The sequence below is a fragment of the Pontiella sp. genome, from assembly GCF_041622395.1.
Lineage (GTDB): Bacteria > Verrucomicrobiota > Kiritimatiellia > Kiritimatiellales > Pontiellaceae > Pontiella.
This window is the reverse complement of the sequence record NZ_JBFJYW010000008.1, coordinates 1-26,302: the sequence shown is the minus strand read 5'-3', so window position 1 is coordinate 26,302 and position 26,302 is coordinate 1. Positions and strand designations below refer to the sequence as shown.

Genomic DNA, 26,302 nt, shown 5'->3' with positions numbered 1-26,302 from the left:
CGCTGTCGAGCAACTGCACTTCGGAATAACCCTGCACATAGACCCCGAGCGGACTGCGCGAGGCGTTTCCGCGCGCAATGACCGCGCAATCCCTTAGCGTCGCCTTGGCATCCTGCACCAGCAGCGCGCATCCGGGGGGATTGGTGCGTTCGCTGGAGGCGAGCTGACTTTCCAGTGTCAGCGATTCAATCAGAGCGTCCGTCTTTTTCGACACAAGAATCAGCGGCTGGTCGGCCTCCGCTTCCAGGATGGCCTCATTGCGATCCGCGCCCTTGAGCGTCAGATTTTTGTCGAGGACAATGGGGCCCGAGTGCGTTCCCTTCGGAATAAAGACCGTGCCGCTTTCCTTCGTCAACTCGATGAGTTGCTGAACGGTGGTGTCGGTCTTGGTCAACAGTTTTGCGTGGCAGTCGCGGATGGTGGCTTCGTGCTTGCGGTTCGTGCCGATCTCCAGCAGGCGCAGCAGGCTTTTTTGGATCGCCTCCTTGTTGGCGTCGGTTGCTTCGGCGTCGGCAATGGTTTGATATACCGCCGCCGCCTCCCTCTCGTTGCCCTTGGCCGTTTCAAGATAGTAAGCCTTTTCGTATTGCTGCAGCAGTTCGTTTGCGGCGCATACCTGCACCAGTGCCAGTATTGCGATGAGCATTGTCCCTGTCTTCATAATCCTGCTCCATTGAATGATGAAGGTAAGGTAGCTCAAACACAGGGGTAAATTGTCATCAGAATGTAAAAAGAAGTGGTGGTCTAAGGTCGCGGGTCACCGACTCGAAAGTCGTAGGTCTTGGGCGGGTAGACGTTTCTCCAAAAAAAGAACCGCCATAAAGGCGGTTCGCGATCCGATTCGTTTCGGATTTGGGTATTCCGGTGTTCGAGCTTCCCGCAGCTGCGGGCTTAATGGCCTTCGTCGACGATGTTGCCGGACTCGACCTGCTCGATGATCTTGGCGTAGTCGTCGTTCAACGGGCAGCCGCAGGAATGTTCCGTGGTGGCATGCAACCGGGCTTGTTCGATATGCCAAGAGGCGACTTTCAGATGCTGGTCAACGTTCATGTTGGTTCTCCTTGGTTAGGTTGATTCATAAAATGGTACCAATGCGGTCTAATATGGGCATCTAGTTCCGCGCATCAATGCCTAAATTGGGTTTTTGTTAGAACTTGCGCGAGATGCGCCCGCCGAAAACGACGGAGGTGTATTTTGCGCTCATGTAGCCGTCGATATCGAGAATCAGCTCCCATCCCCTTGCGTTCATGGCGGAGAGTCCTACTCCCACGTTGATCAGATCGGTGTCGGTGCCGGGGATCTGCATGGTGAAATCCTCGTCGCTTGTTCCCAAGGTATAGCCAAGCGAGTCGTCTTCGTCCCGAAACTCGTGGAACCAGAACAAACGCCCGCGCGGCACAATGGACTCGATCTTCCCGTTGTCTACGCGGCCGATGCGGGTTCCAAGTTTGAACCGGGTGCTCCAGCGATCGTACTCGTCCACGTGGCGCGGTTCCGCCGTGGTGGAGTTTTCTCCGTAGGCCCGTTGGTCGTAGAAGCCGAACCGCAAGCCGAACTCCGGGGTGGCGATCCAACCCTTGCCCAAACCGAAATTGCGGCCGCCCCCCATATATAACAACCAGCTATTCGCCAGGATATCCGCCGTCGTGTCGAAGCGCGTGCCCGCTTCGTTGTCGATCCGGTTCCGGCCGAGCGACACCGCGCCATCCAAAAACCCTGCATCGAAAAGGCGCGATCCATAGAGAACGGCATAGGCGGTTCTCGCATCGCTGGTGTCTCCATTGTCCTGGTGGATGTTGGATGTGGCGAAACCTGCGGCGGCTCCGAGTTGCAGCTTCTCGAAGCGTTTATCGCATCCGAGGACCAATCCGCCCATGTAGTGGTCGAAGGCCGAATAGCCGCCCGTCGCATCTTGGTCGCCCGACATGGCATAGGCCTTGAACCAGACCGAGGTACGGCGGTCATCCCCCGGCCCCGCCGCGCCTTCGGGGACCGTGCCGGATTCAAAGCGGTTGCCGCGCTCCAGTGCCGCATCGAGGCCGCCCTGCAAAGAATCCATATGGCGGTGGGTGGGGACGCCGAAAGCGTAGAGCTGGCGCATTTGGTCGGCGATTTCCCCGCTCGGCATTTCGTTCAGCATCATGACTTGGGTCGTGGCGCGCTCCCCTCCCGACAATCCGATGTCGTCGATGCGGTCCGCCACCCGCGCCATCATCGTACCGTCTTCGAAACCCGCCGCCTCGGCCAGCCGTTTGCGGCTGAAGCGGGCGACGATATCCTGGTCCCGTTCGTAGAATTTCACATAGAGCAGCGTGCCGTAGGCGTTGAGTTTTTCGAGATCCTCCGTGTCCGCGTTGGCTTTGCCGTCCACCACCAGCGTGTTCGCTGAAACCACCCTGTTGGTGTAGTAGCGGTTGAATTCCAGCTCGCCGATGTTGCTCAGCAGTTGGATCGTTGCATCCCGTTCGAACTCGGCGGTGCCTGCCACGTCGATCCATCCGTTCTGCGGCCGGCGGGTTTCATCCTCCGTCACATCGAGCCGCAGGGCCGACGAGGAATCCTGGTAATAGTTTCCGGTTTCGATGCGGGAGTCCGCTCCGAGCCAGATTTCCGACGAGTTCCGGTTGTAAAGATCGCCGGCTTCCACCCGGCCGCCGTGCAGAACGATCAACCGGTTGCCGGTTCCTCCGGTCGAGGGTTGCGCCCCCCCGATCATCAGGGAGTCGGTGACCGACAGAACGGAGTTCTCGCCGTCCACGGTGATCCGGTTGTTTTGCGCTCCGGAATAGACGCCGGCGACCAAGTCGGGAGCCTGAAAACTTCCGCCATCCACCACCGCCAGGGAATTGTCCGATCCATACAACCCTACAACGACGGGGTCGGAACTTATGATCGCCGATCCTTCTCCGGAAACCGATGCCGTGTTGTTGGTCGCCGTTTCCAGATACCCGACATAGAGCCCCTCCGTTTCCACTCGCCCGCCGGCTTCGACCGATAGGCTGTTGATCGCGCCCGCGTAGCCCACGGCCAACCGCTTCCCGCTGCGCCAGAGCGAATTCGACCCGGTTACGAGAACGCGGTTTTGCCAGGCCGCTTCCATCAGGCCGATATCGGCCGACAACTCGTTCTCCAGCAGGCCGCCGTCCGCCACCTCCAGGGAGTTGCCGGAGCCATGGTGGCCGATGCGCATGTAGTTCGAGCTCGACCATCGACTGCCTGTGCCGCTGACGACTACGCTGTTGCTCGCCGCCGACGCTTCGCGGCCGACATAGCCCGAACCGGTCTCCAGCACCGCCCCGGCCTCCACCAGCAGGGAATTGCTCGACCCTTCGCTGCCCACCTCGAAGTTGCCGGAACCGAACCACCGTGCTCCCGGTTGGAGTTCCACCCGGTTGGCGTTCGCGCCTGTGCCGTAGCCGACATAGGTGCTGTTGTTCGATACCACGACTGATGACGACACCATCAGGCTATTGCTCGGCGTGGTCGTTCCAATGAAGACATCGGTTGTCGGAATGTCCCAGTCGCCGATGACTATTCCAGTTGTTCCGCCGTCGAGCGCATAGCTGGCGGCATCGGCCGATAGGCCATGCAGCAACGCCATGCAGCTTGCTGCAAAGATGAATCTAGAATGTCGCATCGGTTCCCCCTTCGCTATTAATAATAAACGTTCACGCGGTAGTAGCAGTTATCGTCGTTTTCAATGTCGATGACGTTGATGGAGCGCTGGATGCCTTCCGTCGGCGGCGTATTGGTGGTGGCAATGATCCAGGCCGCGGCGTTTTCCCACGTTTGCATGTCGGTGCTCTTTTCGAGCACATACAGCAACGAGGGGTCGTCCGACTGTCGCTGGAACGAGGCCACCAACGTGCCGACTGCCGCGCCATCTTCCCAAACCAGGCTATGCATTGCGGGGGCGGTCCGTTGGGTCGGATCGGTTCCGAAGGCATATTCTGCAATATTCACCAGCCCGTCGCCATCCTGGTCGTTTTCGTCCGCCGCGCCCGGGGCGCCGCCGGCACCGAAATAGAGGATTTTCCACGCGTCGAGGAAGGTGCCCGGATCGTTGTCCGCCCAGACGATGATTTCCAAGCGGTGGGCCAGCGGGGAAGCGATATGGAAATCCTCCACGCTGACGTCCAGCACCGCGGTCTCGTTCATCCCGGCCTCAATCCGGTTTGCGGCCGGCACGAAGAAGAGGCCGTTGAGCGCCGCGGAAACCACGGCGGGGGTGTTCGTGATTTCATAGCGGCCCGGTTGCGGATTGCTGAAGCCGTTCAGCGGCAACAGCGAACCTTTGACGGCCTCGTCGATGGTAATCACGACGCGCTGGAGCTCGTTGCTCCATAGATCCACATCCACGATCTTCGCAAACGGGAAGGGTTTGATCGGCACGTTGTCGGCCGTTTCCAGCACATCGCCAAACTCGCCGAGGACGGGCGGATCGTTCACGCCCGTCACTTCGATATCCACCAGGGCGGTACTGCGGTCGGAATCGAATTCCTCCACCAGCACGCTGACCATCTGGGTCGCATAAAGGCCGGGGTGCACTTCCACGGCATAGGCGACGGTGTCGATGAACGGATAGTCGTTTGCGGGCGGCGGGATGTAAACCATCCGGCCGTTGGTCCCGCCCATCAGGTTGGTCAGCACCGGGCCGTCCGGTTGCCTGCCGTCGTTGGCGAGCACGTCGAAGAGGTTCGTTGTGCCCGAAAGCGCCGAGAAGCAATCGGGATTCAGCAGGATTTCGCCGACCCGTACCGCCACCGCATTGGTGGCCGTTCCGCCGAGGCCGTCCGAAACCGAATAGGCAAAGCCATCGAGGCCCGTAAAGTCCGGATCCGGGGTGAAGAGGATGTTGCTGCCCGACACCACCGCGATTCCGCCGTTGGTACAGGGCGAGGCGATTGCGACGGTCCACGAGTCCGCGCCTGCGGGCAGGGTTCCGTCGTTCGCCAACGGCGAAAAACGGTTGGCCGAGCTGCCGCGCGCCACCGACCAGACATCGGGATTGGCTTCGAGCATCAGTTCTCCTGTGCGCAGGCGGACCTCGATTTCCACGGTGGCTTGTGCGCGCCGCGTGCCGCCGTCGCTGATTTCATAATGGTTTGTGAACCAGCCGATGGTGGTGGGGGTGTATTCCAGCGAACGGCCGTCGGCGGAAATGTTGAGTTCCGCGTTTTCGATCTGCAGCGTACCGGCCGGCGGCAGCAGCACGTCGTTGTTCAGCACGGGCAGGGCGAAGGCCGGGGCCGAGGGATCGAAGTAGACGATGAAGGCATCGTTGCAGGCCACCATTTCCGGCGGCCGAACCTCGACCACCACCTTGGCGGTATCGGTGCCGAGCGAGTCGGTCATGGAATAGGTAAAGGTTTCCTCGCCGACGAAGCCGGGGGCGGGGGTGTAGAGGATATGGTCCCCCATCACCACTGCGGTGCCGCCTTGGTTCGGCGCGTCGTCGCCCGTGCCGATGGCCGTCGCCACCACGGTGCGCGGCACCGACCGTACCGAGGCATCGTTGTTCAGTACGTCGAGTTCCACGCCCGAGCTGCCGGCCAGTACGGCCAGATAGTCCGGGTTCGCATATGCACCGTCCGCTTCGACGGCCACCGTCACCGTGCCCGTCGCCGAGCGCTCGCCGTCGCCGACGACATAGCTGAATTCGTATTGGCCCATCGGGTCGGGCGGCACCGTGAAGACGAGATCGTTCGTGCGGTTTTCAACATAGCCGGACAGGCCTTGCCCGAGCTGCAGGGCGACGATGGAAACGGAGCCCTGTTCTTCCGGTTGGATGCGGTCGTTGGCCAGCACGTCCAGCACAACATCGACGCCGCCGTATCCGACCGAGAACACATCCTCCTTGGCAAGGAGCGCGCCGACGGCGACTTCAACCACGCCCGTGCCCGTGCCGCCAAGTCCGTCGGTCGCTTCATAGCCGAAGCGGTCGATGCCCACGAAACCGGCGTTGGGCGTGTAGCGGAGCTCGTTGTCCACAATGAGTGCGGCGCCGTGTTGGGGGAGGCCGACGGAGCGCAGTTGATATTCCGGTTCATCCGGCAGAATGCGGTCGTTGGCGAGCACATCGAGTGTCTTGTCGATGCTGTCGCGCAGGATGGCGAAGCTGTCGTTGCGCACCGGCAGCGTGTGCCGCCGGTCCACCACCTTGATGGCGACCGTTGCGGTGGCGCGCGCCGGGCCGCCGCCGGAAATCGTGTAGGTGAACGCATCGCCCAGCGGTGTGGTTGCGGTATAGCGCACACGGTTGCCGGATCGTACGACGATGCCGTGGAGGCCGTTGGTCGCGAGGGCGACGATGTCGAGTGCCGCGCCGGCGTTGGGCCTCCGGTTGTCGTTGGCCAGCAGATCGAGCGTGACGGTCTCGCCCAGCGCAACCGTGAAGGAATCGGCATTGGCTTGCAGGTCGCCGTTGAAGGCTTCGCTCGTGACGCGGACGGTGACGCGCCCCTTGTCGGTGTTGCCGAACGGATCGGTGATGGTGTAGGTGAAGACCTCGTCGCCCACGAAATTGATTTCCGGTTGGTAGCGGATCGCGGTGGAGTTCGCGGCGGGTTCAACGCTGCCGCCGTGGCCGGGGATACCGATCGATGCAATGCGGATTGCGCCTGCGCGCTGGTTGTGGTTGATGTCGTTGGCCATGACGCGCAGCACCGCGCCCGTGCCGTCGGGATCCACCCGGAAGAGATCGTCGCACGCGAAGACGAACGATTGGTCGGTCAGTTCGTAGGTGAAGGTGTCGTTGGTCACATAGCCTTCAGGCAACCCGTCGAGGAACGCGGAAACGGCGGGGTCGTAGAAGGCCGTGCCGTTGGTGCCGATGGCATAGGAGCCCTGCAAGGTGGACGCCCCGGACGCCGAAACGATCCAGAGCGCGTTGTCCGGTGCGGAGTTGTTGAAGTCCACCACGCGGTCGTTGGCCATGGCGTTGAACCCGACCGATTCGTCTTCGCGAACGGCGAGCCAATCCGTTCCGGCGAAGGGGCGGTCGTTCACGCCCGTCACCAAGACGGCAACGAGGTTCTTGGTGGTGCCGCCGTGGCCGTCGCCAATCTCGATTTCGAACCAATCCAATAGCTGCTCGCCGCGGGCGAGGGCTTCCAGGTCGGTCGATCCGGGAGCCTCGTAGCGGATCCCCCCGCTGCCAATGCCGGTGGCCACGCCATGGTCGCTCGGGGAGGTGGAGTCGATTCGAAGCCGGTCGTTCGTATCGACATCCGAATCGTTGGCGAGGATTTCCCCTTCGGAAATGAACAACTGCGCGGAGGCCGGCGTGGCGAAGAGATTGGTCAGCACGATGCTGTCCTCTTCGCCGAACGTGCCGTTGATGATGATGCGTGCGTCCATCCGGCCCGGAGTGCCGGCGGCCGTTGGGATGGCGTCGAGCACGACGAGGTTAGACAGAACGTCTGCCACGGTTTCGCCTGCGCCGATATAGGGGAGCAGCGGCAGCAGGTTGGCGGGGTCGTCGCCACTGATGGGTTCGTCGTTGACGCCCCACACGGTTACTTCAACGATGCCGGTGCTCATTGCTCCATGGCGGTCGGCCACGACATACCCGAAGGTGTCGATGCCGAATTCTCCGGCGCCCAAGGCATCGAGCATGGCCGAGACGCTCGGGTCGTAAACAAGGGTGGTTTCGGCGGGATTGGCGCGGAGGTTGATCGATACCGCCGCTTCGTTGGTGGTTGAGGTTTGGACAATGCCGACGAGCTGCAACGAGGCGGTGTCGTCGTCGGTGTCGATGTCATCGTCGTTGGCGAGCAGGTCGGCGGCGGTGAAGGTCAGCGGTTCGTCCTCGTCGCAACCGGCACCGTCCGGGTTGGCGGCCGGCGCATCGTTCGCGCCGAGTATGGTCAGGTTGACGGTGGTGGTGGAATCGGACGGTTCGCCGAAGAGCCATTCGCCTTCGAGCGGTTCATAGGGAACGGCATCGTTCCCGATGGGGTTTGCGAGGAGGATGCGGGTGTCGCTTTCCACGGCAATAATGCGGTACGCATAAACGGTGGCGTTGGAGCCCATCGAGGGGACGTGGAATTCGATCAACTCGCCTTCTTCATTCGGATTGATCGTGTGTGGCGCATCCGTATCGAGCATGATCACATCGGTATACAATTCGCTTTCCTCGATATATACGATGGTTCCCCGCCCGGATCGGCCGATGCCGTCGGTGATGGTGTAGTCGAAGGTGTCGGAGAGTTCCGCGCCCTCGGGCAAGCGCTGGATGGCCGTGGCGAGGGTGGGGTCGTACCGTACTGCGAAGGTGGAGCCGGTTTGGGCGATGCTGCAGGTTGCGCCGTTTCCGGTAACGTAGGTTGGGGCGGGCGCGGGGAGGCCCGTGATGCTCAGCGGGTCGCCGTCGGCATCATAGTCGTTGGCCAGCACGCCGAGCCAAGACACGTCGTCCTCGTGGACAACGAACACGTCGGGGAAGGCGATCGGCGGGGCATTGGGCAGCCCGAAGGGCGTGCCGTCGGCGTCCGCACCGGGGGACTGGGCGAGGCCCGCTTCGAACCATCCGTGCGGCAGGTTGGCGAAACCGCGGTATTGCGGATTGAGCGTCAGCGAGTGGGTTTCGTATTGGCCGGGATCGAAGTCGCCGACCCTTTCGAACACGCCGTTGTAGGCCACGTGGGCGATGATGTTCTGGTCGCCGTCCGTCAGGGTGACCGTACCGCGTTCCTTGAGGTCGAGCAGGGGCGAGGAGATGACTTCGCTGGGATGCGCGTAGCCGTCTAAGGATTGCTGGGCGATAAGCAGTCCGAAGCCCGTGTTGACGGTGGTGTTGGTGAGGTGGCAAACCTCGGCGCCATCCACGAACACAACGTGGTTGGTGAGTGCGACGGCTTCGGCGTTGCGCGGGACGAAGAACTCGATGAACCCGGGGGCGTTGACCTGGATTTCGTTGATGAGGATGCGCTGTTCGGCATCGGCTTCATAAGCCCCGGAATCGGGGGCGGCGTCGCGCAGGGCACCGCGCTGGTCGATGGCGGTACGGTCCGCCGTTGCCCAGTCGATCGCCGGGCTGGCGGATTGGAGCGGGTACAGGTCGGTCGGGCTTTCCGGTGCGGAAAGCGGATCGAGCAGCGGATCGGTGTTGACCCGGTCGAGCGGCGGGTCAAGCAGCATGACGGCCTGCGGTTCGCCGCCCTGCATATAGACGGTGTAGGTCCAGTCGTCGGACACGTTGCCGCCGTAGGAACGGATTTCTCCTGCGCCCGCGACGCCGAGGTTGTATCCGGAACCGTCGGCGAAAATGGAGTTGGCGGGTTTCACCTGCGTGCCGAATCCGTTGGCGTAGATGGAGCTGGCCACCTGTGCTTCATCGGTGTTGCCGGCGAAGGTGCAGTGGACCAAACCGACTTCGAAATAGGAGGCCGGGGTGTAGTTTTCGGCATAGAGCGCGCCGCCGCCGTAGCCCGAAGGCGATCGTTGGCGGTTGCCGGAGAAGGTGGTGTTGAGGAACCCGCAGTCCTGGTCGGTCCAGAGCGAAACCGCGCCGCCGCCGAGGCCCGACGAGGGATCGGTTGAATTGTTGCGCAGCAGGCAACCCGCCATGGCCAGCCAGCCTTCCTCCACATCGATCGCCCCGCCCCATTGTTCGGCGGTGCAGTCGCGGATTTGGCAATCGCGCATCGTCAGTGCCCCGGTCGGTCCAACCGATATGGCGCCGCCGTATTGCGCCGTGCCGTGCGAAAGGGTCAGGCCTTCCATCGCGACGTTGGCTTCCACGCGGAAAAGTTGCGTGTCGGGTTGCAGGTTGCCGTCGGTATCGCCGCTGATCACGAGCAGGTCCGCGCCGGGCCCCTTGAAGTTGAGGTTCTTCGTCAGCGTAATTACGCCGTTGGTCAAGCGAATCACCTCGGGGGTGCTGGCGCCTGCGGGATAGTCGAAGGCAAAGGTGATCGTATCGTCATTGCTCGCCCGGTTCACGGCATGGCGCAGGGTGCCGGTTGTGTTGACGTCGTCTCCGGTGAGGTAGACCACGAGGTTGCTGGCCGGTTCCAGCACCAAGACGCGCAACGTGTCGGAGGCAACGCTGCCGCCGCTGTCCTCGACGATGATGGAGAAGGTGGTGTCGCCGGGTAGATTGTCGGCGAAGGCGTAGCTGTCCGATACCTGGTAATAGAGGTTGCTCAGCAAGGAGTTGATCGCTTCAACGCTATCGTTGGTCGAGGAGAAGGCACTGCCTTCGAAAAGAAGTTCCCCTTTGCCCGGATCGTCCAGATCGATGCTCAGGGTGACTTCGTCGTTATCCTGAATGGTGACGTAGTCCAAGAAGGGGTAGGGCGCTTCCAAGGGTATGATTACGGGTTGATGGGCCGGAACATTCAAAATTTGCGGCGGGTAGTTGATGGCCTCGGAAATAATGACTTCAGTCCGGCTGTTGTAGGTGTAGCTTTGCGTCCCGCCCGATACCGTGGTGACCTTGATCCGGAGGCGAGCCGATTCGGTTGTTCCCAAAGGCACATTGCCCGCAGTGAATTGCACGCCCTTGATCCATTCGGTTGCAGCGGCGGTCGAACTATTCGTCAGGCTGGCCGGTTCGAACGCGCCTTTCCCCGAGGGCACGGTGTCCAGTTCGATTTCGACCCGGGCGGTCCCGGTTTCTTCGTTGTCGAAAATGACGACCGAAGGGAACGGGACGATTTCGTCGCCTTCGTTGATGCGGAAGGGTTCCAGCTCAACGCCGAGGATCGAAACCGCTTCCGTCACTTCCAGGATCGTGAGTGTCGCGGTTTTCTCGACAGGGTCGGTCTGCCCGTCGCTTACGGTAATCCGGATCGTCAGGTTGCTGCTGCCGGAGATCACGTTGTTTTTCGGTTTATAGCCGAGGGCGGCCACCCAGGCTTCGGCACTGCTTTTGGAGCCCGTGAAGAGGGGACTCGTCGAGAAGGAACCCACGGCGTTGCCCGGATCGTTTACGACCGCGAGTTCAATGGTGAAGGTGTCGTTGGTGTCCGGATCGGTGATGGTGAGTTGGAACGGGGTTGTTGTCGTGACGTTTTCATTGATGGTCGCCGGCGAGATTGAGAAATCGATGCTTGGAGTGTCGTTTTCGTTGGCGACCGTCACCTTGAACGCGGTCGAGTCGATGTCCCCGGCTTTGTCCCGAACGGTTATCGTGACGTTGCACGATCCGTACATGTTGGGCAACGGTTGCAAGAAGACGGTGAGCGTGGATCCGTCTGAACCGAGCGAGCTAACAATGTTGGCGTCGGGAATCAAGGCTTGATTGTCCGAGCGTGCTGTAAACGAGAGCTCGGTCGAAGGGTTGTCCACGTCGCCGACCGTGAGCGTGATTTGTTTGGTGGAGTCTTCCTGCATGGAAACATCGCCGGGGTTTGCAATGGTCGGCGGGTCGTTCACACTGTTCACCTGCAACGTGAACGTATTCGTTGCCGAAACATTGTTGGTGTCCGTTACCATGATGCTGATCTGGGTCGACCCGTATTGGTTGAGTGCAGGTGCCACGGTAAGGGTGCGGTTGGTTCCACTTCCGCCTAGGTTCATGTTGTTCAAAGGAACCAGTGTTGTGTTCGAGGAGTTTTTGGCGATGGTCAGGTCGTTGGCATCGGTATCGTCGTCGGCGATGAAGAACGAAAGACCGGATGCCATGTGGTCTTCGTCGATGGAATATGGATTTTCGAAGTTCAGTTGAATCGTCGGTGCGGCGGCCCATGCCCATGCCGTTGCCAGGGCGAAGAAGGATAGCAACAATCTCGTTTTCATGGTTCGTTCCTCGATGTGAATTCGTCAGTCGTAATCCATAAGTTAATTCCCCGCCATCGGGAGCCCGCCCGTCGGGACGGGGAGTTCCGGTTGTTGCGGAGTGGTTTCCAGTTCAAATCGGGCGAAGGCCGCGGCGTCGATTTGCGGGGCGGCCTGTTGCATGCACGTCTCGATAAAGTCGGTTTCGATCTGTTCGCGGCGTTCGGCCAGCAAGCGTCTGCGCAATGACGCACGGACCTGTTCAAGCGGTGTGGTTGCACCGGGCCGGTGATCGGTCTTCTTGACGATATAAAGCCCTTCGTCGGTTTCGAGGATTTCGCTGACGGTGCCCAGCTCCAGACGCCGGCCCGTTTCGAGCACCGTTTCCGGCAGGCGGTTCGAGGTTTTGTTTGCGGCGATCCAGCCAAGGTCGCCGCCGCGGTAGCGCCCAAGCTGGTCGTCGGAATAGTCCAACGAAAGCTTTCCGAAATCCTTTTCGGCTTGCTGCCGGGCCAGCTGCCGGGCGGACGCCATCCGCGCATGCACTTCGGCTTGCTTTGTTTCGCTGGCATTCTTCTCGATCTGCAGAAACAGCATCGCAAAGCGGTCCATTGCCGGGCGGGTGAATTCTGTGCGTCGCCGATCGTATTCCGCTTGGATTTCTGCGTCCGAAACCTCGGCGGCCTTGAGCCGTCCGGCCAGTTCGCGCTCGCGCAACCGGTTCACCAGCAGGCGGTCGATCTCGCGCCGGACGGCCGGGTCGTCTGCCAGCGGTTGTGCCCGCAGCGACTGCGCCTCGTGCGCCAGCAACGCGTGGAGCAGTTCCTCCTTCGTCATTGCCGGGTGGGTTTGCGCTTTGAGCCGCAGATCGTCAGCAGTAATCACCCGATCCCCGATCCGCGCCACAACCCCGTCCGGTTCCGGCGCAGGCGCCTCCCGCGAGCAGGAGGCACACACCAGCGAAGCCAACAAAATCGGCCCTCTAAAATCGGCAATCGACCATCTCATTTTTTCCTCAGGGTTCGTAGATCAGTTTGACGCGCAGGTATTGCTGCGCCGCAGTGCCGACGGGAACGTCCGTTTGGTAGGTCTCGACCGTCGCATCGTCTTCCAGCTCCGGCACCACGACCCGTGGCGCGGTGCTCCAGTCCAGCAGGTTGGTCGAGGCCGAGATTTCGAACTCGACATCCATCGCACATGGATTGCGGTGCACGTCCACCTGGCAGCGGCCATCGCGCAAAACGAGCTGCGGCAACAACGAGGCGTCGGGCGCAAGCGGATCCATGCCATAGGCGTAGCGCGCCAGATTGCCGATGCCCAGCGCCCCGGCGTCGCCCGCCGCAAAGACGGCGGTCGAATCCGTGTTCCCCGGAACTTCGCGGGCGTGCCATCGATCGAGATAGTCCCTGCGCGCCGCCAGGATAACCCGTGCCGAGTGGGCGTCGGCCAGCGCATAGCTCGCGTCTTCCAGCGCGGAGACGATTACGGTTTCCGGTTCGTCTCCCGGATTCACTGACGGGACGATGTTGATGGGAACAACCGTTTGCCCCGGATCGAACATTACGAAGGAATAAACAACGCCGTAGTCGGAACCGTTGCGTGCGCTGCCGCCGATGTCGAGCATCACGAAAAGGCTGTTGGCGACCGGGCCGTTGCGCTTCACGAGTACCGTGGCCGGAACCAGCGGATCCCAGCTGCCCAGCGGTTCCCAGGCGGTGACTTCAACCACGGACTGAAGATCCTTGATCAACACCGATGCCTGGATGTTGTCGTGCAGCACATAGCCGCTGCCGGGCTGCAAGGTCAGCTCAACGGACTCGTCCACTTCGGTTTCGCTGTCCGAAATCGGGTTGATCGTGATCGCGGCTTCGCTGATGCCCGGAGCAAACGTGACCATGGATGCGATGGCTGAATAGTCGGTGCCGTTGACGGCGGCTCCGCCGAACGCCAAGGCCACATTCAGCGTCGCGCCCAGATCGCCTTCGCGCGTCAGGGTAAAGGTGCCGGAATTGTTGCCGTTTTCCGAGGCCTGCGCATCGGTGGCCGCCACGGAGATGCGCGGCATTAGCTTCAGCGCTCCGGCCAGCAGTTGGTTTTTAAGCACCAGGTCGTAGACCGCCTTCGCATCGAGTCGCACGCCCGTTAGCGTCACCACCAGGTCGGTATAGGTGCCGCCTCCCGCGAGGTCAAGGCCCAGCACGGTGCCGGAGCCATTCCACGCCACATCGAGATAATCGTCCATCCAGCCGGGGGTTCCCGCCAGCAGGTCGTCGAGATCGATCGTGTCGCCCTCGTCCGGGGAAAAGTCGACAATGGTATCCGCCCCGAGGTCGCCGGGGCCGAAGGCAAAGACGTCCGCACCGCCGCCGCCGGACATCGCATCGGTTCCGGCCCCGCCGACAATCAGGTCGGGGCCCCAGCCGCCGCTGAGCGTATCCGCTCCGCGCCCGCCCAGCATGGCCTGGGCATACTCTTCGCCATAGGCCGGAACATAGACCGAAGCATATTCGGATTCCGGCAGTCCCGAACTCGGCACCTTCAAGCTTGCCGCGGCGTGGCTGCCAACGGCATCCCAGATGACCGCACCGTCGTTGAGCCCGGCCCGCAGGGCGCGCTCCTGTGCGGCGGTGCCCGAACCGGGGGCATAGAGGACCAGCTCCACGGTACCCGTGGCGGAGGCCGTTGTTTCGTCGCGCACGACTACGGCAAACGATCCGCCGTTGGTGGAGCTGGTTGTGAAATAGAGCCGCCCGCAGTCCACGTCGGCCTGGGAAAATTCCATGCCGTTGGTCAGTACGGCGTCGGGGGCCAAGGGATTGGCAAAGACATTGCGCAGCGCCAGCGCTCCGTTGGTCGGGACGGTGAGCAGGGAATAGACGAGGTTGGTGGGGGCGGAATCGAGGTCGTCCGTTTGAAGCCGTATGCCCGTGGCGCAGCCGGGGTAGATCCGCAGCGAACCCGTCGCCAGCGTGGGCTTCGTGTTGTCGGCGTTCGGGTCGAGACCCTGCAAATATTCCTGCAGGTTGGCGAGTCCGTCGCCGTCGGAATCGACGGCGGAATCCACGAATTGCTTGTCGAGCCCGAGGGCGTCTTCCCACCAATCCGGCATGCCGTCGCCGTCGGCATCCGGCGGTACGAGCGGCACTTCCAGGTCGAGGCGATAGGTCGCCGAGCGCAGGGCCTGCCCGACCGCGAAGGTTTCGCTGCCGCAAAAGACGGCGGCCTGGCCATCGACCGAGGCGGCGGCATGCACGTTGGTTTCGATGGCCGGGGGCAGCGGCAGCCCGTCGCCGCTCTCCAGATCGTAGGCCGAGACGTTGTGCGGAACCTGGAGTTGATAGCAGAGCGTGCCGTTGTTGAGCGGATAGAGCTCCGTGTTCAGCACCAACGTGCCGCCGTCCGCCTTTTCGATGGTCCAGTCCTGTCCGCCGTCCTGGACCAGAAACGGCTGCGCACCGCCCGTGCCCGTCACCTTGCCGTAGAAGATCGTCGAAGGCTCGCTGATTTGGCCCAACGAAGTTCCCGCAATCAATAATCCAACAATCCAATAATCCAACAATCCATGTGTCATCGTTTTCATGGCTAGTTCCCCGAATATCCGTAGGTTTCAAATACAAGTTTGATGTCGGTCACCTGATCGATGAAGCGGCGCAGTCCCTCGTCGGGGTCGGCGTTGAGGGTGATGCCCGGAATGATCAGCACCCATTCCGTATTCCAGACCGAGCGGCCGACCAGCCGCGAATTGTAGACCAGTTCGTCGTCGTTGATCAGGTCGCCACCGTCGTGGTAGGCGCGGAAGCTCGAGAAGCGCCGCGCCTCGCCGAACCTACCGTTCAGACTGCTCGAAAGCGGCGTCCAGTCGCAGTAGTCGAGATCGCTCGAAAGGGCGGGGATCGGAACGGGAATGCGCTGGTCCACCACGCTCCAATAACTCAGCTCTTCGGTCGAGACATCGGTCGGAACGCGCATGACGTCGGTGCCGGAGGGGAAGAGGTAGACGCGCGGCGCCTCGGGTAGGTCGCCTTCGGCCATGTCGTCGCTCTGGTAGTCCGAGAACCAGATGCCCGCCGCGCGGATCTTGGTGGAATAGACGCTCGGGTCGTAGGCGTGGTCGCCGCCGCCGAGCGGTTTGCCGAAGACGTTTTGTCCGGCCGTGATGGTGGTCGGGAAGCGGAAGACGAGGCCGGGCTGGGCAACGCCTTCGCCGTCGGTGTCGAATTCGGAGGCGAAGGCGCGGCAGTATTGCTCGAACTCGGGCACTTGCCAAAGATCGTCCACCCACGCTTCCTCCAGCGTCTGGACCCAAAGGTCGTCCGAACCGTTGGCGCCGCCCTTCGGCAGGATCCGGAAGCATTCGGTGCGTAGCGACATCTTGCCGGTTTCCAGCTGCGGGTTGTTGATGCCCAGCTGCGGCGCCACGGCGTCCCAGTTGGTTTTCAGCCAGTTCAGCGAGTCCGCCAATTCGAGTCCGCGCGCCCGGATTATTTGGGTCATGAGCTCGGCGGGATTGCCCGGATCGTCGTCGGCGAAGTTGGTTTCATAGTCGTAGGCCCGCGCGGCCAGATAGGCATAGCGCGCCGCCAGATCGACCGCCGCGCGGTAGTTGCGCAGGGCATGGTTGCGGGCCACGCGGAAGGTCATGTCCTGATAGCGGCTGCGCTGGGTGGCCGCCGCCACGCGCTTGTTGAAGGCTGCCCGCTCGTCCACCAGCCGCGCGCCCTCGTCGAGCAGGCTCCGGTATTCGTCGCCCATCGACCGCAGTGCCTCGATCTCCTTGAAGATCGCTACCCGTTTTATCGCCTCGTCGCCGATCAGGTTTTCGGCTTCCATGAGCCACTCCGCCTTGTCGATCCGAGTCGCTTCGCGTTTCTCGAACAGCTCCAGTTCGCTTTGCCAGACGTCCAAGCCAATATCGGCTACCAATTGAGCAATCCGGAGTCCGGCTTCGTACGAATTGATGCCATAGGTGATGGCGACTTCGGTGAGCTCTATTCCGCCTCTGACCGGAGCGAGGGCATCGCCCGGGGAGATGGAGAATCCCCCTGTCGGAAGGTTTTGGGGAATGGATTCCGCCGCGGCTTCGTAGGTAACCTCAACGGAATCCTTTACGGCCTCGTTGATGGCCCGGGCCCCTTCCAGGCCTTTGATCACGTTTTCGGTGACATATTTTACCCTGCTGAACCAGGCATTCTTGCCGTAGACATCGTCGGCCGATTGGATTTTTGCGTCCAGCAGCTTGAAGGTGCGAATGATAAGGTCCGCGTGGGAGTTCCAGGCATCGATGGCCTCGTAGACGGCGGTTTCCTGCCGGAGCATGGCGGCCAACTGCGACTGGAGCGTCCCGGTTGCCGGACGCTCTCCCCAGTCGTCCGGCGCCACGAAGGAATAGCCGGAGGTGGTGACCGGCATGATCGTTTCGATGCCGTCGGGGTTTGAATCCGCGCCGGAAACCAAATCGTTGAAATCAACGTTGTATAGCCCGTCTTCCGTTTTTGCGGGAATGGTGCCGCTCTCCACCACCAGGCTCGGTGCATAGAGCGCCCAGTAATCTTCCAGATCGCTCGCGTCCAGGTCCGTGAGCCCGTCTTCGGTGTTGAAGGCATCGTACATGGCGCCACTGGTTAGCGTTCCTTGGGCATTGAAGGTGGCGAAGTCCAGCGAGGGGCCGGGGACGGTGTCGTTGTTGATTTCGTTGACGTCGACATACATGTGCAGCGACAGGTCGGGGCCGTCGTAGCCGGCGGCATAGAGCTTGCCGGAACCGACCGTTCCGGCGTAGGGCTTGCCGAAGATCTCGATCAGGCGGTTGCGGTAGGAAAGGTCTTCCTGGAACACGGCGTTGCGGTATTCGGCCTCGGTGTTGCCGACTTCCCGCAGGCGGTTGGCGGACTCGTTCGCCTTGTCCCAGGCGGTCTGCACGTTGGCGAGGGCGGCGATGGCCCGATCATACAGCTGGTCGAAGTGCATCTGGCCGCTGTCGATGCTGGTGGGATCGATATCGAACACCATCACGTCTTTTGAAAGGCCCAGCGGGTTGTAGCCGTCGTTGGCGTGGTCGAACGTCCGCTGGATGGCGTTGAGGTTGGCCGAGACCACGGCGATGTCGGCGTTGGACTGGCGATCCACCTTTTGAATGCCTTCGAGGGTTTCGTTGGGATGTTCGGCGGGCAACAGCGCGTTGGCCGTGACCCAGTCGAAGTAGGCCCCCTGCGCCGCGCGTCGCGCCCAGCCCTGCACGCCCCAGGCGCGCTGCTCGTCGGAGTCGGTATAGCCCTGCCACTGCGCTTCGGGATCCTCGACATACTTTTCGCGGTAGGTCAGGTCGACGACCTCCGCGCCCGCCTTGGCTTTGGCGGCGGCCATCTGCGCGAACTTGCGTTCGTCGAGGAAGTCGACCTTCATGACGACGTCCATCAGGTTGTAGTATTCGGAGCGCGAGACCCAGTTGAAATAGGCGTGGTTGAGCAACTCATACTGGTTGCGCAGCGCGGTGAGGTAATGCCCCCACGCGTCGCCGTGGCCTTGCGGGAACATGGCCATCGCGTCGTCTTCGTTGATGAAGCCGTCGGCGTTGACGTCGGAGATGTTGTAGTTGATGGCATAGGCGGCTTCGCCTTCGCCCTTGGTGAAGTTCCAGAAGAGGCGGTTGTAGACGGGGCGTGCAAAGTTGTCGTCCACGCCGCGCAGCAGGCACAGTTCCTCTTCGATCAAGGACGACAGCTGGTTTTGGAAACTGAAGACGGAAGACGACAGGCTGCCGTCATCCACGCCGATGGTCGGGTCGATCGCGTCGGTGTAGGCCTCGTTGGCGAGCAGCATGTAGAAGTCGGCAATGCGCGTGGCGGCCAGCTGCAGCGCGTTGGCGATCGCCGGGGTCGAGATGGGCCGGGAGAGGTCGATGCTCAAATCGCGCCCGCGTTTGAGAATCGTTTCGTAGAGTTCGATCAGCCCGACGTTCTCGATCACGTCCTTGTCGGGATTGAGCGCAACGGGGCCTTCGTAGCGCGCCCCGAACTGGGCCAGCATGCTGGCGACGGTGGCCGGGCTATCGCCTTCGAAGTCGCTGATGCGCGCTTCGTAGGGATTGACCGCATCGAGCACGCGCTTGATCCATCCCATCACGAGCTGTGCCTGGTAGTCGGGAATGCCATCGTTGTAGACGCCGAGCGGGTCGGAGTTCCCCGCGCCCGCCCAGGTATAGTCCACCGTGCCGGGCCAGTCGGTTCCGCCGGTTACGTCGTTGGCATGCCGATAGCGGCAGAACCACCAGGTGTCGGCCAGCAGGGCTTCCGGGGCGTTGGGGTTGCCTTTGAGCGTGGCCTCATAGCGCGCCCTGCCCAGTTCGCCGCTCAGGTCCGGGAACAGTTTCCACGGGTTGGTGTGCGTATCGAAATAGGCATCGTCCGGCGGCGGAACATCGAGGCTTCCGTCGTCCGGGCGGTACCACCATTCGAAGAAGAGGTCGTCGGCATTGGCGCCGAAGTCGCCTTGGTGGCGCAACACCACGTTTTCGTCGAAGACGTTGTCGGAGAGCACGGTCTTGATCGAACCGCGGTAGCGCTGGGTACGGTCGACCTTGATGATGTACGGCGTGATCGGCGAGCCGCCCATCGACGGATCGTTGTTCTCAACGACCGTGACGTAGCTGATGTCCGGCCCGTCGGTGGTAGGATCGAGAACGTCGGCGTTGGGCAACAGTGCCAACCCGGGGCCGAAGGCCCGTTGCGGCTGTCCGCCGGAATCCAGCCCCACCGTGTAGGGGGCGTCGGCGCATCCTTGGGGTTGCCGCGTTGCGGTTTTCAGCGCGGCAACCGTGGTGGCGGGCAGCCCGATTCCGAGCATGGCCGCTTCGTCGGCGTCGGTCAGGATATTGGGTTCGAGCACATAGACGGCCGGCGGCGAGGCGGTCAGCGTATCGTCGCCGATCCCCTTGTCGTTGAGCAGGCCGTAGAGTTCCAGCGTTTCCGTGATCGGATCGTAGCGCAGCCGCTTTTGCAACGAGGCGGGTAGATCGTTGAAGATATATTTCCCTTGGCTGGAGCGGGTGTTGCCGGAGTCGGGCGACAAGGTGGACGGGAAGTTTTCGGTGGCCAGGTCGACGCTGCGCGTTTCGAGCACCTGCGCAATGCGCGCCGTCCAGTGGGTGGACCACTTCTCGGGATCGCCCTCGGCGTTGAGCGAATCGAAGATCACTTCACCCGAGGCAAAGGCCAATACGCCGGGGAGGCCCGGCGTTTCGAGGGTTTCGATTTCACCGTCTTCGTTGATCTCTTCGCTGTAGGGTTTGTCGGTGCGGTATTCGCCGCCGGAGAAGGTGAGGGTTTCTCCGGCCTTGAGCGTCGGCACCGTGTCGGGCCATTCGCTCTTGTAGAGGATTTTGGTCGGGACGCTGTCGGGCAACCCTTGCCATTCGGGGCACTCCGCCCCGGCGGGCAGTTCCATCAGTTGCCCGATGTCTTCCGGCAGGAAGGCCAGGCTGTCGCCGACGCTGGGGACGGCGGCATAATAGTTGGTGGTGTCGCCGGTGATTTCGATGCCGATGGTGCCGGGTTCGTCGTCCGGCCACCAGAAGTCCGGCAGCCGCGGATAGAACGGGGCTTGGTAGAACCAGGCATTGGGCCCGCCGGAGACGGCCCAACCGGTTCCCTTGTGATCTTCCCAGTAGGTGCGTTGGTTCGCGAGGTTGCCGCCGTAGGTCTCGGGCGGGACGACGGCGCCCCAGACGTCGGTGAGCGGATAGAATGGAATAACGGGCTCCCCGGCTTCCATTTCCACAAAGGGCTCGCCCCGCAGGTAGTTTGAGTCGGTGTCGGCGAATTCATATCCCCGTTGCGGATCGTCGGCCCAAACCTCGTAGACGCGCATTTTGTAGGTTTCGTCGGCGGTGTCGTAGAACTGCACCAGCACGAAGGGATCGGAGGTGTAGGTGGCAGGATCCTGCCGCTCTTCGGTATAGGGTTTGGTGCCCACGTGGCGGTTGAGATCGTTGTCGCGCAGGGCATAGATGGCCGAGGGGCGCGGCGAAACCGCCGCATGCTTGAGCGAGGGGGCAACCAGGGCGTGTTCTTCGTTGGGGTTGTAGCCTGGCTGGCCGGGATCGGGCTGGTTGTAGATCTGCACTTGCTGCAAGCGGGCGGGGTCGTAGGTGGTGGCTTCTTCGTAGACGGTTGCGCCGTTGGTGACGGCGGCGGCAACCACCTGTGCATTGGTGCCGACGAGGAGGCCGTCGCTGCCGAGCTGGCTGGCAATCACGATGCGGCCCAGCCCCTCCGCGCTGTTTTTCGGCCAACGGGGCAGGTAGGTGCGGGCCGCGTGCGGCCACAGCAACAGGTCGTGTGTGGCCGGATCGGCATACCACGCCACCACGATCCGGTTCGAGGCCGCCGCTCCGGGGTGTAGATTGACCGGTATCACCGGGCCGGGCAGGTTGCCGGGATTGGCGACGATCTTTTCGCGCTCGGTCGAGCGCAGTGCGTCCATGTCGTAGAGGTCCTGTGCGGCAAGGCCCTCCAGCTTTTCGGCGTCGTAGACGTTCGGGTTGAAGCGCGCGTTTTCGGAGCAAACGTAGCCCGTGCCCAGTCCGGCCTCATCGAGCTCGGGATCGGTGATCGCCTGGCCGATGACGGCCTCGGTTTTGTTGGATTGGCAATCCGCCCAGTTCCGGGTGCGCACGGTGCGCACGCGCAGGAATTCCCGGGGCAGGCCGCGCCCTTGTTCCTGCAGTTCGCCGAAGAGCAGGACGGACCAACCGGGGGTTTCGGCCCGGAAAAGGTTCTCCCCGTCCACGTTCGCTTCGTTCTCGGTGTATTTAATCTCCTTGAACACGAAGGTGTCGGAGTCGTCGGGATCGACGTTCACGGGCGGAGCATTGGCAATGTGCGGATAGTGCGGGGTGTCCGGATAGTCCGCCTGCACCAGCACGTCCACCTGTCCGCTCTCGTTCGACCAAACCACGCGATAGTCGCCCGGCACCAAGGGATAGAGCTTGGCGGCCTCGTCGTCCCAAACGGCTAGGTCCGGCTCGGCGATCAGGGTGTTCTCCCCCGTCACGCGGATCAGTTCGATCCGCTGCTGCTGATTCGGAAAGGTTTCGCCCGTGAACGTGCCGGCGGCGTTGATGACCGGATCCTGGAAAACATATTCCCCGATATCCACCTGCGCTTCGATCTCCTGTACGCCGTAGGTCCACTGCACCTTGACGGGCCGCTGGATGCCGCGGTGCCCATTGGCCAGGTCGATCTCCATTCCGTGGTAGCGGTAATAATTGGTGGCCAGCCCTTCTTCGATGCCGATTTCGATATTGGAAAGCCAGTCGCATTCGTCCGGGGCGCCTTCTTCCAGCGAGCCGTCGTGGGTATAGATGGTCCCGTTTCCCTTGAAATAGAACGCATCTCCGTTCATCCACCCTTGCAGGGCCGGGGTGGAATAGGAGTTGCCGGCATTGGCCCGGCACATGACGCGCAGCTTGGTTTCGGGATCGAACCAGTAGGTGCCGTTGCCGATATAGCGTTTCTTGTGCGTCAGGTCTTCCACCAGCGAAAGGTCGCCGGCTTCGCTCATGACATATGCGTTGACGCCATACTGGATCTGCCATTCATATTCGACCTTCGCCCACGTATCCATGGTGAACTCTTCCACTTGCTGGCGCGATGCCGGGGATTGGCCAACGGTGAACCCGTAGAACCCTTTGCCATTGAAATCGGCGGCGTCTTCGGCGCGGTAGCCGATCGGCACGAAGCGCACATTCAATTCGGGGTGGGTCGTGTTGTCGATCACCTGCCCGTCGATGGTGGGGATCACGGTTTCGCCTTTGGGAATCCAGTGCAGTTTCGCGGCGGGGTCGGGGTTGCCGGTCGCCATCGAGGATTGTGCGGGCATCCACGGGTTGCCCACCGCATCCGTAATGCGGCTCTCGGTCAGGGTGAAATCGCTCCCGATGCGCAAGGCAAAGTCGTGCTGCCATTTGACCGCCACTTCGGTGTCGGCGACCACGGTGAAGCGGTAGAGGGTGGGGTCGCCCGTCTGCGGTTCGTCGTTCACGGAAATGCCCAAGGCTTCGAAACGTTGCTGGGCGCTGGCGTGTTGCTGGGCATCGAAGTTCGAACTGTCGGCCACGCAGGCCCCGCTTTCGTCGTAGTAGGCCATTTGCGGAACACTGATCTCCACGGTGTCGCCGACCTGCACCTCGAAGCGGGTTCGCCTCCCGATGTCCGGGTGGGTTTCAAGCGAGTCGTTTCCTTCGATCCGCACGGTGCAGTTCGAGACCCAGAAGATGTTCTCGCTGTTGTTCAGGTCGCCGGAAAACGAACTGACGTAGAGGTCGAGCGCGAGCGCCGCGGGGGCGAAGGCGAGCGGTAGCGCGGTCGCAAGGAATAGACGAAGCGGATGGAATGCCGGTGTTTTCATGGAGTTCCTCACTTTGCATTCAAGGTGTCGATGTGGCTGATACGGGTGAGTTCGAAGGTGCCTTCCACCTTCAACCCGATGTCGGAGTCGGGCCCGAGCTTTTTATGAAGGCCGAAGATTTCCTCGCGGTAGACGCCCGCGAGCGCTTCTGCGCCGGTGGCCGTGTGCTCGGCGGCGTCGCCGGATTCCCCGGCGAAGTCGAGCCGGATGCGGCGTGTGATATCGAACCCCCGGATGTGGTCGGGATGCTTCGGATGGCGGAAGGGATTGGTGGGGTGCGAAGCGGGCAGATCGATTGTGCAGGTCAGGCCGCCGGGGGTATTGGCGGCAATGGCGAGGTTGGTGGTGCCGTTGCCGGGACCGAAGGCGCCATCCATCGGCAACTCGGTGCGGCGCGCGTTCGCTGCGGCGATGTAGACGCTTTGCAACGCATAGCGCGCGGCCAGCTTCGCCGTGTTGGACAGATCCTCCTGATCGATGAAGGGATCGCTCTTCTTGGCCGAGACGGCGGCCTCTGCGGCGGCTGCGGCCGCGCCGGGCACACAATCCTGGAAGGCGGCGGAGGTGACGAAGTCGGTATAGTCGGTGGTGGGGATCGAGGCGGGCGGGGTAAAGCGGGGCAGGGCGGCGTGGCGCTCCCATGCGGCGTTTTCTGCCGCCGCGGCAATGCTGGAGGCCAGATCGTAGCGGTTGGTGTAGGGCGCGGCGGTCGCGACGATGGCATCGAGCACTTCGGAGATCGCGAATTCAATGGCGTTGTCGTCTTTGTGGGCCAACTTCCAGGCCAGTGCATCCGTCTGGGCGTCGATCACCGCCTGCAAGGCATGAACGGCATTGGAGATCGAGTCGAGGGTGGCGTTTTCGTTGGTGGCCGCGGCGCCTGCGGCGTCGGCGGCGTCGGCAATCATCGCGGCGAAATCGCCGCCCGTGATGGTGCGCTGGTATTCGTTTTCGGTGTCGGCATAGCGCCGGCAGATGGATTCGGCATCGTTGGTGTTGCCCTTGATGAGCGCCAGCAGGTTGATGCCGCGCGGATCGGCATAGACCGCGTTCGTGGCCAGATCGTTGGCCATTGCCTCAACCATCGAGGCGTCGCCCTCTTTAATGCTGTCGAGGTGCGTGAATACATCCTCCATGAAAACGGCGAACCGGGTGGCGGAGTCGGCATGGGCGAGCAGCTGTTTGCTGGCCACGCCCGCTTCCGCCGCTTGCTGCGCCGCGGTCTCGGCGGCATCGGTTGCCGCCGTGATGGATGTGGTGGTGATCGGCAACCGGTACACGGTTGCGCCCACCTGCGCGGCGATCTCGTCGACAAGCGCATCGACGGCGGCGGTCGCCGTATAGTCGCCGAAGTCGAAGACGGCGCTGGCGATGCGCACGGCCTCCTGATCGGGGAAGCTCGGGTAGAGTTGTTCGTCCGTGACGAGCGCAAGGTCGTTGTCGGTAAGGGGCTCTTCCGTGCTGCGGCGGAGAATGGCGACGTCCTTGAGCAGGCAGGCGCTGCCTTCGCCATCCACATGCACGATCAGCCGCAGGTGCGCGGCGTCGGCGGTGGGTTGCGGTATGGCCGGATCCTTCGGTTCGGAAACGTTGTCTTCGTTGAGCGGAACGGTGACTTGGTTGACGTAGGTCAGCGTCGCCTGGCCGACCCAGAGTCCGCAGTAGTCGTTTGCCGTCGCGAGTGCCGTGACCCCTAAAAGGGCGAGCAGAGCTAGCGTGGACGTTTTCATGGTTAATCCTCCCGATAGCCCGTCACGGGCAGCCAGGTTTGCGTGCCGAGATCGGTTTCGATGCAGAGCAGGGCCTGGCCCTCCGCCTGCGTCATGGCTTCCATCCGAAGCGCCAGCGGAATCCGAACGGCGCCGCCCGCCTCCAGCGGCGGAAGCGCAATGTTCCAAGCGCCGTTCGTCATTGGAATCTTCAACGATTCCATGCCGACTTCCTCGCCGATGATCTCGATCACGATCGCCAGCGGAAGCCCGTTGCCGTTACCGACAACATGGACCATTTTCGCTTCGAGCGGATGCACCGTCTCGTTGCGGATGACGAGATTGTCGCCGGTCAGGCCGAGGGAGATGCCGCCGAAGGTGGCGGTTTCGGCCTTGAGCGGGCCTTGATAGTTCGAGTTGCCGTTGCAATGGATCCAGAAGGCTTCGCCGGAGCGCATGGCCGCGGTGTCGGGCGCAAGCACCTTGCGCCACGAGCCGCCGACCAGACGGTAAACGTTGCTTTCGGCATGCGCGGTCGAGCCCGCAAAGAATTGCGCGAAGGTGGGCGGCGCCAGCGAATCCAGGTCGAAGCCCACCAGATTATAGGCATTCGGTTGCCAGCGAACGTTGGGCATCTCCACCTCGCCCGCGATTTCCAGTCTACAGGCGGCCTTGGCATGCAACAGATAGGGCTTCTGGCCATGGATCGCGGAGAGATCGCTCAAGAACGAGTCGGGCCGGGGAGGTGCGTACCAAACGCCCCAGCCGAGCTGATTGAGCATGTTGGCCGCGGGGTCGGAGCTGAATTGACGCGGAGAAAAGATTCCGTCGTACGTCGCCGCGATATCGACCGGGCTGTTGGTGAAGACCGCCGGGGGATAGGAATCCACCGGCTCAACCGTCAGGTAGATGGCGTTCCAGCCCTTTTCGAGTTCAAGCGACTGGCGGCGGACGGGGCCGCCCATGACGGGCAAGGCGCCTACTAATAAAAAAGGCGCTATCTTTTTCGATAGCGCCTTTCCGGTAACCAGAAAAGGTACGGTACTCCTGGGAGTGCGGGGGGTATTCGCTGGGGTTACGACCTTCATATTTCCTCCAAAAATGAATTCGTGCGCGAGATATTCCTTAGGGGCTAACCGCTACGCCTGTCGCATTAGGATGTCAATCGGAATGTGTTATATTGCGCAAGAAAATAAAGATGCGTTATATAATAACATCGATCATGAATAAGAATTTAAGTATGCATGTTGTGGTTTTGTTTCCGGAACGCCCGGGGATAGGCACATCTGGTGGTTTCGGCATGCGCCGTGAAAACGGTCCGCCAAAAAGTTACTTGACGGATTTGGTTTGACTTGGCCCGTCCTGAGCACCTACACACTCCGAGCTATGTTACATGACGTACCAGTAAATCTAGGCGATCGCTCCTACCATATTCACATCGGAGCGGGAATTTTGGACCGGCT

9 protein-coding genes are annotated in these 26,302 nt (G+C 61.9%); all 9 read right to left on the bottom strand.

What is annotated here, in order from left to right; all coding sequences use genetic code 11:
* The coding region (locus tag ABYO54_RS01085; RefSeq protein WP_372806057.1) for a hypothetical protein at positions 1-661 on the bottom strand (661 nt) is incomplete at its 3' end.
* Positions 662-891: 230 nt separating this feature from the next.
* Positions 892-1,050 (bottom strand): hypothetical protein, encoded by a 159-nt coding sequence (locus ABYO54_RS01080; RefSeq protein ID WP_372806055.1) that lies wholly within the window; start codon positions 1,048-1,050, stop codon positions 892-894.
* 97 nt (positions 1,051-1,147) lie between these two features.
* Complete coding sequence (locus tag ABYO54_RS01075; protein WP_372806054.1) at positions 1,148-3,637, bottom strand: autotransporter domain-containing protein; 2,490 nt, start codon at positions 3,635-3,637, stop codon at positions 1,148-1,150.
* Positions 3,638-3,654: 17 nt separating this feature from the next.
* Positions 3,655-11,745: an Ig-like domain-containing protein gene (locus tag ABYO54_RS01070; protein WP_372806052.1), complete on the bottom strand. Its 8,091-nt coding sequence runs from the start codon at positions 11,743-11,745 to the stop codon at positions 3,655-3,657.
* 42 nt (positions 11,746-11,787) lie between these two features.
* On the bottom strand, positions 11,788-12,732 hold the full coding sequence (locus ABYO54_RS01065; protein ID WP_372806050.1) for a peptidylprolyl isomerase: 945 nt from the start codon (positions 12,730-12,732) through the stop codon (positions 11,788-11,790).
* 7 nt (positions 12,733-12,739) lie between these two features.
* Complete coding sequence (locus ABYO54_RS01060) at positions 12,740-15,304, bottom strand: Calx-beta domain-containing protein (RefSeq protein WP_372806048.1); 2,565 nt, start codon at positions 15,302-15,304, stop codon at positions 12,740-12,742.
* A gap of 2 nt (positions 15,305-15,306) precedes the next feature.
* Positions 15,307-23,130, bottom strand: coding sequence for a hypothetical protein (locus ABYO54_RS01055; RefSeq protein ID WP_372806046.1), 7,824 nt, complete (start codon positions 23,128-23,130; stop codon positions 15,307-15,309).
* Between the two features lie 8 nt (positions 23,131-23,138).
* Positions 23,139-24,860, bottom strand: a complete 1,722-nt coding sequence (locus ABYO54_RS01050; protein WP_372806044.1) for a hypothetical protein — start codon at positions 24,858-24,860, stop codon at positions 23,139-23,141.
* 2 nt (positions 24,861-24,862) lie between these two features.
* Complete coding sequence (locus ABYO54_RS01045; protein WP_372806042.1) at positions 24,863-25,804, bottom strand: hypothetical protein; 942 nt, start codon at positions 25,802-25,804, stop codon at positions 24,863-24,865.
* Positions 25,805-26,302 lie beyond the last annotated feature (498 nt).

What these genes read in the sequence shown, in the direction of transcription:
- ABYO54_RS01080 (WP_372806055.1), bottom strand. Translation starts at nt 1,050, where the DNA reads ATGAACGTTGACCAGCATCTGAAAGTCGCCTCTTGGCATATCGAACAA.
- ABYO54_RS01075 (WP_372806054.1), bottom strand. Translation starts at nt 3,637, where the DNA reads ATGCGACATTCTAGATTCATCTTTGCAGCAAGCTGCATGGCGTTGCTG.
- ABYO54_RS01070 (WP_372806052.1), bottom strand. Translation starts at nt 11,745, where the DNA reads ATGAAAACGAGATTGTTGCTATCCTTCTTCGCCCTGGCAACGGCATGG.
- ABYO54_RS01065 (WP_372806050.1), bottom strand. Translation starts at nt 12,732, where the DNA reads ATGAGATGGTCGATTGCCGATTTTAGAGGGCCGATTTTGTTGGCTTCG.
- ABYO54_RS01060 (WP_372806048.1), bottom strand. Translation starts at nt 15,304, where the DNA reads ATGAAAACGATGACACATGGATTGTTGGATTATTGGATTGTTGGATTA.
- ABYO54_RS01055 (WP_372806046.1), bottom strand. Translation starts at nt 23,130, where the DNA reads ATGAAAACACCGGCATTCCATCCGCTTCGTCTATTCCTTGCGACCGCG.
- ABYO54_RS01050 (WP_372806044.1), bottom strand. Translation starts at nt 24,860, where the DNA reads ATGAAAACGTCCACGCTAGCTCTGCTCGCCCTTTTAGGGGTCACGGCA.
- ABYO54_RS01045 (WP_372806042.1), bottom strand. Translation starts at nt 25,804, where the DNA reads ATGGGCGGCCCCGTCCGCCGCCAGTCGCTTGAACTCGAAAAGGGCTGG.